General features: G+C 43.1%; 13 protein-coding genes. 2 read left to right on the forward strand and 11 right to left on the reverse strand.

Going from position 1 to position 15711, the window contains the following annotated elements; all coding sequences use genetic code 11:
• Window positions 1-8: 8 nt before the first annotated feature.
• The 5 genes from Q4G98_RS05900 to Q4G98_RS05920 form a co-directional block, all read right to left on the reverse strand.
• Window positions 9-203: a hypothetical protein gene (locus Q4G98_RS05900; protein WP_177562068.1), complete on the reverse strand. Its 195-nt coding sequence runs from the start codon at window positions 201-203 to the stop codon at window positions 9-11.
• A 24-nt stretch (window positions 204-227) separates the two neighbouring features.
• Entirely contained in the window at window positions 228-1418 is a 1191-nt protein-coding gene (locus tag Q4G98_RS05905; RefSeq protein WP_177562066.1) for an electron transfer flavoprotein subunit alpha, read from the reverse strand.
• 11 nt (window positions 1419-1429) lie between these two features.
• Complete coding sequence (locus Q4G98_RS05910; protein ID WP_177562064.1) at window positions 1430-2227, reverse strand: electron transfer flavoprotein subunit beta/FixA family protein; 798 nt, start codon at window positions 2225-2227, stop codon at window positions 1430-1432.
• A gap of 105 nt (window positions 2228-2332) precedes the next feature.
• Entirely contained in the window at window positions 2333-5737 is a 3405-nt protein-coding gene (locus Q4G98_RS05915; RefSeq protein ID WP_177562062.1) for a DNA polymerase III subunit alpha, read from the reverse strand.
• Between the two features lie 150 nt (window positions 5738-5887).
• A complete protein-coding gene (locus tag Q4G98_RS05920; RefSeq protein ID WP_177562060.1) occupies window positions 5888-7282 on the reverse strand; it encodes a sodium:solute symporter in 1395 nt (464 codons plus the stop codon).
• Window positions 7283-7648: 366 nt separating this feature from the next.
• On the opposite strand from Q4G98_RS05920, the gene Q4G98_RS05925 reads away from it, so the two are divergent.
• On the forward strand, window positions 7649-8782 hold the full coding sequence (locus Q4G98_RS05925; RefSeq protein ID WP_177562058.1) for an acyltransferase: 1134 nt from the start codon (window positions 7649-7651) through the stop codon (window positions 8780-8782).
• Window positions 8783-8939: 157 nt separating this feature from the next.
• Complete coding sequence (locus Q4G98_RS05930; protein WP_301961891.1) at window positions 8940-10307, forward strand: sodium-dependent transporter; 1368 nt, start codon at window positions 8940-8942, stop codon at window positions 10305-10307.
• Window positions 10308-10459: 152 nt separating this feature from the next.
• Here Q4G98_RS05930 and secF read toward each other — a convergent pair whose 3' ends face one another.
• The 6 genes from secF to queA form a co-directional block, all read right to left on the reverse strand.
• Entirely contained in the window at window positions 10460-11335 is an 876-nt protein-coding gene (gene secF, locus Q4G98_RS05935) for a protein translocase subunit SecF (RefSeq protein WP_177562054.1), read from the reverse strand.
• Window positions 11335-12564 carry a protein translocase subunit SecD gene (gene secD / locus Q4G98_RS05940; RefSeq protein ID WP_298565110.1) on the reverse strand — a complete coding sequence of 410 codons (1230 nt, stop codon included), beginning with the start codon at window positions 12562-12564 and terminating at the stop codon, window positions 11335-11337. The genes secF and secD overlap by 1 nt, the downstream gene beginning before the upstream one ends.
• Before the next feature lie 47 nt (window positions 12565-12611).
• Window positions 12612-13172, reverse strand: a complete 561-nt coding sequence (locus Q4G98_RS05945; RefSeq protein ID WP_293548034.1) for a 5-formyltetrahydrofolate cyclo-ligase — start codon at window positions 13170-13172, stop codon at window positions 12612-12614.
• Complete coding sequence (gene yajC / locus Q4G98_RS05950) at window positions 13172-13474, reverse strand: preprotein translocase subunit YajC (RefSeq protein ID WP_155163524.1); 303 nt, start codon at window positions 13472-13474, stop codon at window positions 13172-13174. The genes Q4G98_RS05945 and yajC overlap by 1 nt, the downstream gene beginning before the upstream one ends.
• 68 nt (window positions 13475-13542) lie before the next feature.
• On the reverse strand, window positions 13543-14655 hold the full coding sequence (tgt, locus tag Q4G98_RS05955; RefSeq protein WP_293548024.1) for a tRNA guanosine(34) transglycosylase Tgt: 1113 nt from the start codon (window positions 14653-14655) through the stop codon (window positions 13543-13545).
• 14 nt (window positions 14656-14669) lie between these two features.
• A complete protein-coding gene (queA, locus tag Q4G98_RS05960; RefSeq protein WP_366917011.1) occupies window positions 14670-15698 on the reverse strand; it encodes a tRNA preQ1(34) S-adenosylmethionine ribosyltransferase-isomerase QueA in 1029 nt (342 codons plus the stop codon).
• Window positions 15699-15711 lie beyond the last annotated feature (13 nt).

The raw sequence follows: 15711 nt of genomic DNA on the forward strand, positions 1-15711 counted from the left end.
CCTTAGAATTACAACTGGAACTTGTTTTCGCAAATAACCTCATACGCATCTTCAGCTTCGGAAAGCGGCACACTGATCTCATACACGCCCCCATGCTTGGAATTCGTCGTTTTAGTCTGCGTCAAAAAACCGTTTGCGGCTAATACCTCTTTAATTTTTGCAGCCGCTTCAGCAGTCTGCGCAATGTATACTACCTTCCACACAGGTTTTTCCTCCAAGTTTAAAGCTTAAGCCTCTTTTACAGCTTTGATCTTAGCGATCAGCTTGGGCAGAATTTCACGGGCATCGCCTACTATACCATATTGAGCGACCTTAAAAATAGGCGCATTCGCATCTTTATTAACAGCGATAACCACATCTGAGGACGACATACCGGCCAGATGCTGAATAGCACCGGAAATACCAAACGCAAAATAAATTTTAGGCGTTACAGTTTTACCTGACTGTCCAACCTGATGTGCATGGTCTACCCAGCCTTCATCAACAACTGCGCGAGAGCCGCCGACACTTCCATGTTCAAATAAAGCAGCCAGTTCTTCCAGCATTTTAAAATTATCACAGCTGCCTAAACCACGTCCGCCAGAGCAGATGATCTCCGCATCTTCGATTTTGATAGCACCGCTGGCCCCTAACGCTTCTTTACGAACCAATTCTATTTTAGAAGTTACCGCATTTTTTACAGTATAATTTACAACTTCACCGCTTCTGGCAGGATCAGCCTGTTTGGCCTTAAAAACCTTCGGACGTACAGTACCCATCTGCGGACGGTGTTCATCGCAGATAATAGTAGCCAAAATATTGCCGCCCAAAGCTGGACGGGTCCATTCCACCAGATCTCCGTTAATATCCAGTGCCGTACAGTCTGCACAAAGACCTGTACCCAAGCGCGCAGCGATACGGGGAGCAAGATCGCGGCCATCGACGGTAGCTCCGCATAAAACAGCATTTGGCTTATAGGCTTCAACTAATTCGCAAAAAGCATTGGTATACATATCAGTATTATATTCTGCATATTCCGGACCGCTGACAACATAAACAACATCAGCACCGGCAGCAAATAATTTCTGTGGCAAAGCGCCGGCTTCTTTACAGATCAAAACCGCGCAGCAGCGTTGACCGGCTTTAGCTGCCAATTCAGCACCTACGCCAAGCAATTCATAAACAACGCCTACCGGCTCTCCATCTTCCAGTTCAACATTGACCCACAAATCCCGGCCTTCCTTGTTCTTTACCTCACGGACAACCTCTTCACGTTCGATTGCCTCAACCGGACATTCGCCGATGCAGGCACCGCAGGCGATACAGGTATCCTGATCTATATTTGCTTTGCCGTCAACCATGCTGAGCGCGCCAACAGGGCATACTGCTACACAGGATTCACAGCCGATACATTTTTCTCTGTCTACACAAATTGCCATCTTCATTCACCTCAATGAGTAATAATTTTTGCTTGTACCAATTTTTCGATCAGCATATCAACTGCTTTATCTGTATCTTCTTCGTTAATAATTTCGCTTTCAATATGCGGTACGGATGGAGTGAAGATTTTCAAAACTTTAGTCGGCGAACCGGATAACCCTATTACTTTTGGATCAATCCCCAACTCAGCAGCACCCATTACCGGGATTTCTGCCTTTCTTGCTTTCATTTTACCTTTGATACTGGCAAAACGCGGTTCTTTTTCAGATTTAGTAACAGTAACTACAGCCGGCATAGTAACAGCTAAAGTCTGACTGCTGCTTTCATTCTCCCTGTCAACAAGCAGTCTGCCATCTGCTCCCAGCGCTACTTTCAGCGCACCTGTAACCTGAGGTATACCAAGATGCTCGGCCATTTCAGGACCAACCTGTGCAGTGTCACCGTCAATTGCCTGTTTACCGCATAAAACCAGATCGCATTCCCCTACCTTGCGTACAGCTGCCGCCAAAGCGACGCTGGTCGCCAGTGTATCAGAACCAGCCAGAGCCCGATCGCTGACTAAAACAGCATCGTCAGCACCCATAGCAATAGCCTCTTTTAAAATGTCCGTTGCCTGCGGCGGTCCCATCGAAACAACAGTGACTTTCGCGCCGCTGGCGTCTTTAAGTGTCAAAGCAGTTTCCAAGGCCTGACGGTCAAACGGATTCATAATATTTTCAACACCATCGCGGATAAGTGTGTTGGTTTCAGGATTAATTCTGACCTCCGCCGTATCAGGAACTTGTTTGATGCATACTACGATATTCATGTGAGCCCTCCTCTATATTTATGCCAAAGGTTTCAACTACATATTTATTATTGTAACATTCTTTACTTGGATGTGGCAAGCAAAACCCTGTTTTTCAACAAGGTTTCACTCCTTTAAATACCAATCTTCTCCCAACAAATCATCTAAAGCCCTATAGACGGCTGCCTCTTTAGCATCCACCCAAAAACAGCGCTCTACTTTGATCATTTTTCCTGAATCTACTAAATGCAGATAGACAGGTGTCTCGCCCTTGAAACTTTCAAAAATCTGTTTCAGGCCCTTTTGGATGATGCCATTCTCATCTTTTTTCCTGATCTTTATATGCAAATCAGGCGGCACCTCCTGAAGCGGTTTGATCCTTAATGCCTGTATCTTGCGTTCACGCTCATCAATGCTGAGCTTACCCTCAACACTGATAGCATTTTCCAGATAAAGCAGTCTGGCTGCCTCTCGGTAAACTTTTGGAAAAACTACTATTTCCATCTTCCCATTAAAATCTTCCAGCGTCAAAATTGCCATACTGTCTCCCTGCCGCGTATTTCTTATCTTACAATCCGAAATGATCCCGGCAACACTGAAATATTTACCGTCAAGAACTTCACCGGCTTCTGCCATTTTCCGCAGCGGCGTGAAATAATACAAAGAACCAACATAGGCATCTAAAGGATTACCAGTCACGTAAAAACCAATTAGTTCTTTCTCATATTGCAAAATAGTACGCTTAGGAATTTCCTCTAATTCAGGTATTTTTAATTCATTGATATCAGCAAAGCCTTCATCACCAAATAAACCAATTTGTCCGCTCTGGTAATCTTTTTGGTAATTACTGCCCAAATCCATTGCCTGTTCTACGACAGCTAACAACTCTGACCGTTTATGACCAAAAGAATCCATTGCGCCGCATTTGATCAGATTTTCAAGCATCCGCTTATTCACAGCTCTATTATCCACGCGTTTGCAAAAATCCAGCAGCGATGTAAACGGACCATCTTTACGCGCCTGTAAAATACTGCTGATTGCGTTTTCACCCACATTTTTCACACCGGCTAAACCAAAACGGATTACCCTGTCTTTATTTACCGAAAAGCTGCGGCCACTTTCATTAACATCCGGCGGTAAAATTTTCAACCCCATGCCACGGCACACACTGATATACCAGCTCAATTTTTCACTATCGCTGATGACACTGGTCAAAAACGCAGCCATAAATTCTGCCGGCCAGTGCGCTTTTAGATAAGCAGTCTGATAAGCCACCAACGCATAAGCAGCCGAATGTGATTTATTAAAGCCATATCCGGCAAAATGCTGCAGAAGCGCAAATATCTCGCTGCTCAATTGAGTACTGATACCATGTTTCTGTTTAGCGCCTTCAATAAAGGCTTCACGCATCGAGTCCAGTTCTTTGGCCTTTTTCTTACCCATTGCCCGGCGCAAAATATCCGCCTGGCCAAGACTGAAACCTGCCAAAACAGAGGTGATCTGCATAACCTGTTCCTGGTAAAGAATAACTCCAAAAGTGTCTTTTAAGACAGGTTCCAACAATGGATGCAACATCTCTGCAGTCTTGTCACCATGACGTCCGGCAATAAAATCTTCGACCATGCCTGTCCCCAAAGGCCCTGGACGATACAACGCTACCAAAGGAATAAGATCTTCAAAACTTTCTGGCCCCAAATCCATGACCAGCTTAGTCATGCCGCCGGATTCAAGCTGAAATACACCCTGAGTATCACCTTTCCGCAGCATACTGCAGGTTGCATCGTCATCAAGGGGAATCCTGTCAATATCAATTTTATTACCAGTAGTTTCATAAATAAACTTTATTGCATCACCGATCACAGTAAGAGTACGCAGCCCCAAAAGATCCATCTTTAAAAGGCCCAAACTCTCAATTTTATCTTTATCATATTCCGTTGTAATAAAATTTTCAGTTGAAAGCTGCAGAGGCACATACTTTTTCAAATCATCAGGAGCAATTACAACGCCCGCAGCATGAGTACCTGAATTACGCGGCATTCCTTCCACGCTTTGCGCAAGATCGATAAGACGTTTAATATTAGCGTCGCTCTCATATAATGCCCTCAGTTCATTACTGGCCTCCAGCGCTCTTTCCAACGTGATGCCCAGATCACGGGGAATAAGTTTTGCTACATTATCCACCATGCTGTAAGGCATTTCCAAAGCTCTGCCAACATCACGCACAGCTGCACGTGCCTGTAAAGTGCCAAAGGTTATGATCTGCGCAACCTTATCCTGTCCATAGCGGTTAATAATATAATCCAGAACCTGCTGCCTTTTTTCATAGCAGAAGTCCGTATCTATATCAGGCATACTTACACGTTCAGGATTCAGAAAACGTTCAAACAGCAAATCATATTTCAGGGGATCAATATTAGTGATCCCTAACAGATAAGCAACGATACTGCCTGCCGCACTGCCGCGGCCAGGTCCGACAGGTATATCATTTCTGCGGCTGTAACTTATAAAATCCCAGACAATCAGGAAATAACAGTCATAGCCCATTTTGTTGATAATGCCTAATTCATACTCCAGTCTCTCCCAAACCTGCTGAGTCGGCTCAGGATAACGTTCCGGCATTCCCTCTAAACACAGCTTACGTAAATAGGCTTCTGCCGACAATCCCTCTGGAATAGGGAATTCCGGTAACAGTAAATGGCCAAAGCTCAATTCCACGTTACATCGCTCTGCTATTTTGGCTGTATTTTCCAAAGCTTCAGGGCAATCGCTGAATTTTTCAAGCATTTCAGCTTCACTTTTTAAATAAAATTGATCATTAGGAAATTTCATTCGTTTTGGATCATCTACAGTACTGGTCGTCTGAATACACAACAAGACATCCTGTGCATCAGCATTTTCGCGCTTCACATAATGCGAATCATTAGTAGCCACTAAACCCAGCTCATATTTTTTTGCCAGACGTTTCAGTTCAGCATTGACCGTATGTTCTTCTTCCAGATCGTGGTCCTGAATTTCCAGAAAAAAATTATCTTTCCCAAAAATATCCAGATACTCCTTTAGACTGCGTTCTGCTCCTTCTAAATTTCCCCGCAGTATTTGTGCCGGAATCTCACCGGCAATACACGCACTCATACAGATGATACCTTTACTGTATTGTCTGAGAATATCTTTATCAATTCTCGGTTTATAATAAAAACCTTCTAAATGCCCAAGTGAAACAAGCTTCATCAGATTGTGATAGCCTTCATCATTCTCTGCCAGTAAAATCAAATGATACATTCCATCACGATTATTTTTTTCAAATCGCGATCCATTGGTTAAATATACCTCACAGCCAATAACAGGTTTTATCCCCTGCTTCATAGCCTCCTGATAAAAGTCTACGACACCATACATTACGCCATGATCTGTTATTGCCAGATTTTTCATTCCCAGTTCTTTGGCATAAGCAATCAAATCACTTATTTTGGCAGCACCATCAAGCAGGCTATATTGCGTATGGACATGTAAATGTGTAAAAGCTCCGCTCACGACAGCCCTCCTTCCGAAAAAACATATGATTTTTCTCCTAAATTTATATTATCTATTATACCACAACAGCTATATGCAGACACCAGTAAAGGCTTCTATTATATCAAGCAAAAGCATCACCTGCCTTTATCGGCAAAGTGATGCTGAAGTTCAAATTTTTCTTTCTTTATTTTTATATAAGCTCCATAATACTCCGGGTACCAAAAACAACAGATTAACAACCAGACTGGGAAACAATGCATTTGCTGATTCAGGAAAAACAAACGGCCACAGACATGCTACTAATATCCCAGATACCATCGCCGCAAATCCTGCTGTTGGCGGTACCAACCCTTTAAAGAAAACAATAAATGTCAATGGCAAGAATATCCCCGCCCCCCTTAACGCCATCGAAAGATAATTCCAGTGCAGTACCAGCGAATCAAGATAATGAAAAACGAAGGCCACCGCGCCAACCGTAACTGCCAAAACTGAAAAACGACTGATCCATAGTAATTTTTTAACATCACGCATACCGAATAAATCATTAAAAATATCTCTGGAAATCATTGTTCCTATTCCCAGCGCCAAGCCGGAAATAGAACCAAGCGAAGACAGCAGCAGCGCTGCAATCCCTATCCCGCCCAACCATTCAGGTAAATATGAACAAAGATAAAAAGGCAGGGCATCAATAGCGCTGATTTCCGGATGCATCGCATGCATATACATTCCTATCATAACTGACGGCAAGCCAACAGGAATAACGATCAAAGCCGCTGTAACACACCCAGCAGCTGCTGTTTGACTATCCTCCGCCGAAAACAGAGCCTGCACATAGGTCTGTGTAGAAATAACCCCGATCACCATAGAAAATAAACTAAACAGACTATCTTCCAGGCCCTTACCAAAGAGGCTAAGCCATGGAAAAGCAGGAAAGCTTTCACGAATCCCCGCTAATCCTCCCAGATCGTTATAAGAAAGGATCCCGCCTACAAAAACTGTTGCAAAAATCAATAAAATTTTAAAAATACCAGCCATACCCGAACTGCTGATACCGCCAAATAAAACCAAAGCAGCAACAATAGCTATTATTATTGCCGCTGCCGTCAGCACACTTACCTGAAAAAGACCTATTATCAGATGAATAGAGGTAAGCATACTGGCAACAATGCTGAAAAATATACCGGCGCTGGCCGATAAACTGGCTATTGGCCCGGCCTTCTTGCCAAAATTAACAACCAGAAACTCAGAAATAGTCATTAAACCACTATTTCGCAGTGGCCTTGCATAAAAAAGCCCCATAATAATAAATCCTATACCTGATCCTAAAGTAAACCACCAGGCAGTAAGACCTAACTGAAAACCAAGCTGTGCAGTTCCTATAGTAGCAGCACCGCCAACGATCGTTCCTATGATACTGCCGGCAACCATGCCGATACCGGCACTGCGCCCACCTAATGCATAATCCTCAGCAGACTTCACTTTACGTCCGGCATAGATCCCCGGCGCAATCGTCAAAACCAGCGTTATAACTAAACTCACAAGCTGTATTGTTGTTAACTGCATATTTTCCACACCCTTGTTAAAATATCACTTGCATATACGAATTATATTATTTTATAAAGTTTAATTCGCTGTCAAATATTTAAATCCTGCCGTAAAACCGTCAATTCATCATACTATTCTGATATGGAAACTATACCTTTATCAGCCGCTGCCGGATTCTTTTTACCGGCAAACGACAAGCCAGACTTTTAATGTCTCATATAACGCATTTTTAAATACCTCTAGCCGAAGCTCTGAATACAGTAACGACAGCCCAGGCTCCAGTCCCCCAACAGCCTGCTTCCTGCTTATAGTTTTCTTTGCCATAGCCGCAGGCTTAGAGTATAATAGATAAATCAGTAAATAAACTTTTACAAGGAGTCGCTTATGCCGGAACGCAATCAAATAATCGATGACCTGCGCGGTATCTGCATGCTTGGAGTCATCGGGATCCACGTCGGTTCTTTTGTCTTAGAATCACCACAGCCAAACAGCTTCTTATACATGCTGCTGGAAATACTTTCACGCTATAGCGTACCAGCTTTCTTTTTTATCTCAGGTTATGGTTTATTTTGCCAGTACCGACCTGAAAGCCATGTAGCATACCTGCCTTTTTTAAAAAAACGACTGCAAAGTGTTGGTATTCCTTATGTAGTCTGGTCACTGCTTTATCTGCTTTATTTTTCTGCTGTGATGCCCGGCTGTATCAGCTGGCAGCCAGGGAATATTGCTTTTCTGCTTTTTTATGGCCTGTCCTGTTACCACTTATATTTTATGGTCATACTGCTGTGGTTTTATTTTACCTTCCCCTTATGGCACAAATTATTTGCCTTCTTCCAGCGCGGCGGTCTTAAACTTGGCTTTGCACTGCTGTTCTTTCTGCAAATCACCTTCAACTACTGGACCTGCCATCCCAATATCAACAGCACTGAATTGCCGTTGCTTTTACAAAATTTATTTAACTATCGTTTAAACTACCTGCCCCTGCACTATTTATTTATTTTTATGCTGGGTGGCTTAGCCGCAATCTATTATAATAAATTTATAAAATTTATTACCAGCCATTTCACAGCAGTCAATATTTTCTACATTTTTACACTCTTTTTTATCGGCGGCAGTTATTACTATTATTATTTTTATTATAATTACAGCCTTATCATCCTGGTAAACACCTTTCAGCAACTAAGCCTGCAGGGATTTCTTTATACAATAGCTTCTCTGCTCTTTTTCTGTGCTGTCTTTAGCAAAACAAACCTTAATAACCCTTGCAGACAATTCATTCACCTTTTATCGGTAAATTCACTTATTGTTTATCTTATTCATCCCTTCTGGATGGATATTATCAACAGGCTCTGCCATGCCGGCGGTATCGTTATGACCAGCAAACGAATCCTGGCCATATATTTTCTTCTGGTAGCACTGTCAGTATTCTCAAGTATTCTCCTTACTAAACTTGGAAGTAAATTTCCACATCTGGCCTTACTTTTAACTGGTAAACGGCCTAAACCCAACACTTTTTAAATTTAAGCATCTTGACTGGTCAGGGTGCTTTTTCATATTAGTGTTGCGCTAAGTTCACAAACAATTTACAAAAATCTGATTTTTTTGTATAATTGTTCTTACTATAATTATTATTTTATCTTATGTTGCTGACGCAATATGAAAGGACTCTTATACTATGGAACGCGAAAATTTTTCATCCCGACTTGGCTTTATTCTTATTTCTGCCGGCTTTGCCATCGGTCTTGGTAATGTATGGCGTTTTCCCTTTATTACCGGTATGTATGGCGGCGCTTCTTTTGTGCTTATCTATCTGTTTTTTCTGCTTATTCTTGGCCTGCCTATCATGGTAGCAGAATTTTCAGTAGGACGTGCCAGTTGCCGCAGCGCTGCTCTTTCTTTTGATGTTTTGGAGCCCAAAGGTACAAAATGGCACCTTTACAAATACGGAGCTATTGCTGGCAACTATATCCTGATGATGTTTTACACAACAGTCGCAGGCTGGATGCTGTATTATTTTTATAAAATGGCTGTTGGCTCTTTTGCAGGTCTTGACGCCAAAGGCGTAGGAGCCCTTTTTGGCGGACTGCTCGGTGATCCGCTCACCATGACGTTTAATATGGTTCTGACAGTAATAATCTGCTTTGGCGTATGCCTTTTGGGCTTACAAGCAGGTGTCGAAAAAATCACCAAAACAATGATGCTGTGCCTGCTTATGCTTATGCTTGCGTTAGCAGCAAACTCCATGTTTTTGCCTGGGGCTGAAGCCGGTCTCAAATATTACCTCTATCCGGATTTCAGCAAAGCTTTCGATAAAGGCATTTCCGAAGTTATTTTTGCAGCTATGGGTCAGGCTTTTTTCACCCTCAGCCTTGGTATTGGCGCCCTGGCGATCTTCGGCAGCTACATTGCCAAAGAACGTTCACTGACAGGCGAAGCTGTTTTTATCACTATTTTAGATACAGCTGTCGCTCTTATTTCCGGTTTGATCATTTTTCCGGCCTGCTTCAGTTTTGGCGTCAAGCCAGACAGTGGACCGAATCTTCTTTTCGTAACTCTCCCCAACGTCTTTAATGCAATGCCTTGGGGGCAGTTCTGGGGAGCATTATTTTTTCTCTTTATGATCTTTGCTTCTTATTCTACCGTTATTGCAGTCTTCGAAAACATCACTGCCTGTATTCGTGATCTTACGGGATGGAGCCGCAGCAAAACAATTTATATCAATATTGTATTGATAATTCTGCTTTCCATGCCCTGCGTGCTTGGTTTCAATGTCTTGAGCCACATTCAGCCGTTAGGTCCCGGAAGTTGTATTCTTGACTTGGAGGACTTTTTTATCAGCAACAATCTGCTGCCGCTTGGCAGTCTCGTCTATCTGCTCTTTTGTACGCAGCGTTACGGCTGGGGTTGGAACAACTTTATCAAAGAAGCCGACACTGGCAACGGTTTAAAGTTCCCCAAATGGATGCGCTTTTATGTTACCTATATTTTACCGCTGATCGTTCTTGTAATCTTTATCAACGGTTATGCCGCATTATTTAAGTAGTAACTAATGCAACCTCAACCTCCCTGACAAATGCTGTCAGGGAGGTTTTTATTAGCAAAATATATATCTCAAATTGTTAGTGTAATAATACTGTTTTTTTATAAAAACACACAAAGCCCCCTGTGCGTAGCACAGGGGGCTCATTTACTGCATCAAACACCAAATTTTTTATTTTTTAAGAATAACCACATCGGACCAGCCAGGAAGATAGAAGTGTAAGCACCGCTGGCAAATCCTACCATCATAGCAAAAGAGAAATTATGGATAGTCTCGCCGCCAAAAAGGAAGATCGATATTATAGCAAACAATGATGTTGCTACAGTATAGATAGTTCTTGTCATACACTGCCAAATACTGTTATCGACCATATCGCCCAAACTTTCACTGCGGCGATGTATTTTAAGATTCTCACGAATACGGTCAAAAATAACGATCGTACCATTAACTGAATAACCTACTACGGTCAGCAGAGCAGCTACAAATGAAGAATCCATTTCCATATGGAACAACGAGAAATAACTCAACACTACCAAAACATCGATAATAAGCGCAATAATTGCCGCTATTGCAAATTTAAACTCAAACCGGAAAGTAATATAAGCGATCATCAAAATCCAGGAAAGGAAGATTGCTATAGCCGCCTGCTGTACCAGTTCTGAACCGATTGTAGCGCCGACCTGCTCAACACGCTGGATCTGATAGCTGCCAAGCTTACTCTGCAAATCACTCATCGTAGCCCGTAATTCAGCATCTCCTACAACACCAGTACGGATCAAAACACTGTTGGCTTCAGTTTTGCCATCACTGTTTTCCAGCTGGATGATGCTGTTGCCCATATCATGTTCTTTCAGTACATCACGGACCTGAGCTACACTGACCGGGTTTTCAAAAGTCAGGTCAACAATACTGCCGCCGGTAAAATCGATACCAAGATTAAAACCACGGGTAATAATAGATCCCAAACCGATCAACAAAAAAATAATGGTGATAGAAAAGAAAATTTTATAATTCTTTACAATCGAAAACATTATTTATTCACCTCCTTCGGAGCAGAAACGCCAAAGAAGGCGGGGTTTTTGGTGAAATTGCTGGCAATCAGAAAGCGCAGCAGGAATTTTGTAATGGCAATAGCCGAGAACATACTCAGAACAACACCGATAGCCAATGTTACGGCAAAACCTTTAATGGGACCTGTACCCAGATAAAACAAAATGACAGCAGCCATTAAAGTAGTTACGTTAGAGTCGAAAATAGTTATGAACGCACGGTTAAAACCGGCATCCATTGCTGAACGCAATGTCTTGCCATTACGAATCTCTTCTTTAAAACGTTCAAAAATCAAAACATTAGCATCTACTGCCATGCCAATAGACAGGATAATACCAGCTATACCAGGCAAAGTCAGCGTAGCATTCAGGTATCGCATCACTAAAAGCAGCATCATCACATAAAGCAATAATGCAATGCAGGCGACCACACCGGACAAACGGTAAAAAAGAATCATAAATACAAAAACGCCAATAACGCCAATCCCAAAAGCCTTGATACTTTTTTCTTTAGAATCCTGACCTAACGTCGGTCCCACAGTACGGTTTTCCATAACCTCAATTTTTACAGGCAACGAACCGCTGCGCAGCAAAATAGCCAGATGTTCGGCTTCTTCCATCGTTCTCGATCCTGAAATCTGAGCCCTGCCGCCCGTAATTGCTTCCTGAACAACAGGATTGGTAAGCACTTCACCATCTAATACAATAGCAATAGGTTTACCTATGTTGCGGGCAGTAAGATCGGCAAATTTTTTACCGCCTTCATCACTGAATTCCAGTCCGACAACAGATTGATTGCCCTGAGAAATCTGCGCTTTAGCATCTTTCAGATCTTTACCTGTCAGAACAGTTTTCCCACTGACGTCTTTAAACTCCAAAAGTGCTGTGCGTCCCAGCATCGCAATCGCTTTATCTGGATCTTTAACACCCGGAAGCTCAACAATAATGCGGTCTTTCCCCTGACGCTGGATGACCGGTTCAGTCAACCCCAGCTCATTAACGCGGCGCTCGATGATTTTTACCGAACGATTAACCGCATCGTCATCCACCTTTAACTCAGGCGTGTCAACAGCCTGCAGCACAACATGTGTACCGCCCTGCAAATCGAGACCCTGTTTAATGGAATTTGACAAAGGCGAAATATAAACACAGAAACCCCCGATTATCGCCAAAGAGATAATCAGGAATTTGCCTAATTCATTCCATCTCAAAATTAGCTGCCCCCTTTAGTAAGTTCATCAAAACTTTTATAAACAAGTTACCCGCAATGAGCAACGTTTGTTTCTGTAACTAAATACTGCACTGATTTATCATAGCTGTCGACCGGTATTTCCTGGCATAACAGGACATCATATGTCACACCCATCAGCACAGCTTTGTTGACCTGTGCCAAGAAGCGGTCATAATAACCTGCGCCCATACCTATACGATTGCCATTTTTAGCAAAACCAACCCCAGGTACTAATGCCAAAGCGATTTGCTGCGGATCTATCACACTGTCCGTACCGGAAACACTGCGGATCCCGTAACGATCAAGTAATAAATGCTCAAAGCCGTCAAAACGTACGGCACATATCTCTGTTTCGGAAATTATCCGCGGCACGCACACAGTTTTATCTGCGAGCAGAGCCTGTTCTAAAACGCTGTCGATATTCGGTTCATTGCCAAAGGCCAGATAACCAAAAATAACATCAGCCTGATGATATTGCGGAGAGCTCAAGATATGTTTACATATTTTGCTGCTCCAGCTGGCTACCTGATCCCTAGAAAGCTTATTGCGCAAAGATTTTAACTCCTTGCGCAATTGTTGTTTCTTCATTATTTTTCTGCCATTTCCTGCTTAACGGGGTCTTGAAAAGCACTGATAGCGGAACGTGCAAAATCAACTTCCACATCTTCAGCCAGCTTCAAGGTAACCTTTTTTTCACTGATAGCAGTAATCACACCGAACATACCGCCGACAGTTACTACTTTATCGCCTTTTTTCAAAGAATCAAGCATTCTCTGCCGTTTTTGCTGTTCCTGTTTCTGCGGACGATACAGCATAAAATAAAAGATACCGCCCATTAAGATAAACGGCCAGATCGCATTGATCATCGCCATAGTATCTCCACCTTGCATGGGAACACCTCCTTCATAATTCTCCCCTATCTGGGGTTATATTCGCCATAAAAAGTAAAAATCCTGTTTTACCCCTGATAATTTTCTAAAAATCTTTCGCGCAGTTCCGGAAATGTATCATTGGCAATAGCTTCTCGAATCTGACGTGTAAATTCAAGCAGGAAATGCAGATTGTGGATCGTAAGCAGTCTTAAAGCAAACAGCTCTTCTGCTTTAAACAAATGCCTGATATAGGCCCGCGAAAAATTACGGCAGGTATAACAGCTGCAGCGCTCGTCAATAGGACGAAAATCCTCTGCATATATTGCATTTCTCACAACCAGTCTGCCCTCAGGTATCATTGCTGTGCCGTTGCGCGCTACTCTGGTCGGAAACACACAATCAAACATGTCCACACCCAGATTTACAGCTTCTACTATGCAGTCAGGCGTTCCAACTCCCATCAGATAGCGGGCTTTATTCTTGGGCATATACTCAGTCGTCTGACTTAAAATTTCATACATCAGCGGCTTGGGCTCCCCTACACTCAACCCGCCGATGCCATAACCTGCAAAATCCATTTCGGTCAGCTGTTCAGCACTCATTTTACGCAGTTCAGGATACATTCCGCCCTGAACGATGCCAAACATCGACTGATCTTCACGCGTATGCGTATCCAGACAGCGCTTAGCCCAGCGGGTAGTCCTCAGCGTCGACTGTTTTGCATAATCAAAATCAGCAGGATATGGTATACATTCATCAAACGCCATTGCAATATCAGCGCCCAATGCTTCTTGTACTTCCGTAGCTATCTCCGGCGAGAGGAATTTTTTGGAGCCGTCAATATGCGACCTGAAAGTTACACCTTCCTCTTTAATTTTCCGCATGGCGCCTAAACTGAAAACCTGAAACCCACCGCTGTCTGTCAGCATACCACGGTTATAGCGCATAAAATTATGCAGTCCGCCGGCTTTCCTGACCAACTCGTGCCCCGGACGTAAAAACAGATGGTAAGTATTGGACAGAATAACCTGACTGCCCATTGCATATAATTCTTCCGGTGACAATGTTTTTACTGTAGCCTGTGTTCCTACAGGCATAAACATCGGCGTGTCAAAGGTCCCGTGCGGCGTATGCAATTTTCCTAAACGTGCGCCGCTCCGGCTGCACTCTTTTATCAATTCATATGTAACTGCGTGCATAAGTTCTCCTAAAATTATTTATTCAGATCAGTAATGAACATAGCGTCGCCGAAAGAAAAGAAACGGTAACGTTCACGTACAGCTTCATCATAAGTAGCCAGCATGATTTCCCGCGTTGACAAAGCCGATACCAGCATCAAAAGCGTGCTCTGCGGCAAATGGAAATTAGTAACCAGAGCATCTACCAGACGAAAGCGATACCCCGGATAAATAAAGATATTCGTCCAGTTGCCGCCAGCTTTAATCAGGCCGCTTTCACCTGCTGCTTCTAAAGTGCGGACCGCCGTCGTTCCCACAGCAACGATGCGGCGACCTTCTGCTTTAGCCTTATTGATAGCAGCAGCAGCTTCTGGCGAAACAGAATAAAACTCTCTGTGCATGACATGATCTTTGATATCTTCGACACTGACAGGGCGAAAAGTCCCAAGACCGACATGTAAGGTGACAAAAACCTCTTCACAGCCCATATCCCTGATCTTTTGCAAAAGTTCTTTGGTAAAATGCAGACCGGCAGTTGGCGCTGCAGCACTGCCATTCTCCCGTGAATAAACGGTCTGATAACGTTCCTTATCTTCCAGAGGCGCAGTAATATACGGCGGCAGCGGCGTTTCGCCCAAACGGTCTAAAATTTCCTCAAACACACCAGTATAGCAAAAACGCGCTACCCTGCCCCCAAAATCCGTATCAGCAATAATCTCACAGGCTAATTCTTCACTGAACTTTATTTTAGCGCCGACCCTCAATTTACGTCCTGGTTTAACTAAAACTTCCCAATCAGTACTGTTCAAACGAGTCAGTAAAAATACCTCGACCCGTGCTCCTGTATCCTTCTCGCCATGCAAACGTGCCGGAATTACGCGGGTATCATTAAAGACCAGTAAATCATCAGGCCGCAGATATGCACATAAATCATAAAAATGCCTGTGCTCTGTAATTCCCGTATTTTTATCGACAACCAGCAGTCTTGAGTGATCGCGCGGTTCCAGCGGATGCTGTGCGATTAATTCCTGCGGCAGTTCATAAGTAAAATCTTTTACCTGCATCATAATCTCCGGT

Source organism: uncultured Phascolarctobacterium sp., assembly GCF_958349595.1.
Lineage (GTDB): Bacteria > Bacillota > Negativicutes > Acidaminococcales > Acidaminococcaceae > Phascolarctobacterium.

What these genes read in the sequence shown, in the direction of transcription:
- Q4G98_RS05945 (WP_293548034.1), bottom strand. Translation starts at nt 13,172, where the DNA reads ATGAAGAAACAACAATTGCGCAAGGAGTTAAAATCTTTGCGCAATAAG.
- queA (WP_366917011.1), bottom strand. Translation starts at nt 15,698, where the DNA reads ATGCAGGTAAAAGATTTTACTTATGAACTGCCGCAGGAATTAATCGCA.
- Q4G98_RS05910 (WP_177562064.1), bottom strand. Translation starts at nt 2,227, where the DNA reads ATGAATATCGTAGTATGCATCAAACAAGTTCCTGATACGGCGGAGGTC.
- Q4G98_RS05920 (WP_177562060.1), bottom strand. Translation starts at nt 7,282, where the DNA reads ATGCAGTTAACAACAATACAGCTTGTGAGTTTAGTTATAACGCTGGTT.
- Q4G98_RS05905 (WP_177562066.1), bottom strand. Translation starts at nt 1,418, where the DNA reads ATGGCAATTTGTGTAGACAGAGAAAAATGTATCGGCTGTGAATCCTGT.
- Q4G98_RS05930 (WP_301961891.1), top strand. Translation starts at nt 8,940, where the DNA reads ATGGAACGCGAAAATTTTTCATCCCGACTTGGCTTTATTCTTATTTCT.
- yajC (WP_155163524.1), bottom strand. Translation starts at nt 13,474, where the DNA reads ATGCAAGGTGGAGATACTATGGCGATGATCAATGCGATCTGGCCGTTT.
- Q4G98_RS05925 (WP_177562058.1), top strand. Translation starts at nt 7,649, where the DNA reads ATGCCGGAACGCAATCAAATAATCGATGACCTGCGCGGTATCTGCATG.
- secF (WP_177562054.1), bottom strand. Translation starts at nt 11,335, where the DNA reads ATGTTTTCGATTGTAAAGAATTATAAAATTTTCTTTTCTATCACCATT.
- tgt (WP_293548024.1), bottom strand. Translation starts at nt 14,655, where the DNA reads ATGCACGCAGTTACATATGAATTGATAAAAGAGTGCAGCCGGAGCGGC.